The sequence below is a fragment of the Pseudomonas sp. genome, from assembly GCF_050739655.1.
Taxonomy (GTDB): domain Bacteria; phylum Pseudomonadota; class Gammaproteobacteria; order Pseudomonadales; family Pseudomonadaceae; genus Aquipseudomonas.
Genome location: NZ_JBOIBY010000562.1, coordinates 1 through 1,164, shown reverse-complemented (window position 1 = coordinate 1,164; position 1,164 = coordinate 1). Strand labels below are relative to the sequence as shown.

Sequence of the window (1,164 nt, the reverse complement as noted above, 5' to 3'; positions counted from 1 at the left end):
CTTATGGTTTCGCCCTTACGGCGACTCACTTTTTTTAACAAGCGCCTCAAAAAAAGTAAGCAAAAAAAGCGCTCGCCCCGAACGTCCGGCCCCACGCCAGGGCTCGGGGTTCCTTCGCTCCGGTATTCATCCGGGGGCATTGCCCTCCGGTCGGCTTCGCGCGACCTACATGCAATGAGTTCGACTGCGTCGAACGGCGCTACGCGCCATTCCCCGGATGAACACCTCCACTCAGCCTGCCGAGGGGGCGGGTGGATCAAGATCAAGAGCGGCAGGCGAGCTAACGCTCGGCCTGCTCTTCTCTTCTGTAGGAGCGAGCTTGCTCGCGATGGACGTTAACGATAACGCGGGCTGCCTGAATGCCCGCGGTGCCCCAGCGTTTTTCGCAAGCAAGCTTCGCTCCTACAGGGAAACGAGTTCAGCGAGTCTGCCCGCGATGGCGGTGTCAATCTGCAATGCTTGTTTAACGGCTGTCAGATTAACTTCCTGCAAGCTACAGCGCCTTGCGTCATAGCCTACAGGTACGCCAGAATCCGCCGGCTTGTGCGCCCTGGAGGCCATCGGTAACTTGGTCCGCGTCACTGATTCCCAGTGATCGGGTTTAGCAGCCCGTGGTGACATGAGACGCATTGGCAGTCCAGACAGTCAGGTATTCCCCATCCCTGCACTTGATGGCAGCTGTGCGCAGGGCGCCCTCGGGCGCGCCGGTTTCGTGTCTCCCCGGTCTGCTAACCTGCGTACAGCCGCCACCCTTCGTTTAGCAGCGTATCGGTGACGGCTCCAGTTCTGGAGACCGAACGATGTTGAAGGTTACCCCCGATCCACCGGACAACAACGCTTGCCCCAACCCGGCCCTGCATATCATGGCCACCTCGCACAAACCCTCCACGATGTTCACCATCAACCCGCAAATCGACACCGAAACCCTGCTGGCCCACGCCTGCGAATCACTCGCTTCAGCCAGTGTCATGGCCAACGATCTGGCGGGATTTCTGCAAGGCACGCACCGCAACACCCTGCTGGGCATCGCGCAAGTGATCATGTTGGGAGAGTTGGCGGTGAATAGGGCTTTGGATCAGATCGATCGGCCCGGCTAACCACTAAACACTGTGGGAGCGAGCTTGCTCGCGATAGCGGAGTATCTGTCAGCAATGATGCTGGATG

The 1,164-nt window shown here is 59.2% G+C and carries 1 protein-coding gene; it reads left to right on the top strand.

Annotated features, from left to right (window positions below; all coding sequences use genetic code 11):
• The first annotated feature begins 800 nt into the window (after positions 1 to 800).
• The gene (locus ACRESJ_RS26765) at positions 801 to 1,097 is read left to right on the top strand and encodes a DUF6124 family protein (RefSeq protein ID WP_431760543.1); all 297 of its coding nucleotides are present in this window, start codon (positions 801 to 803) and stop codon (positions 1,095 to 1,097) included.
• Positions 1,098 to 1,164 lie beyond the last annotated feature (67 nt).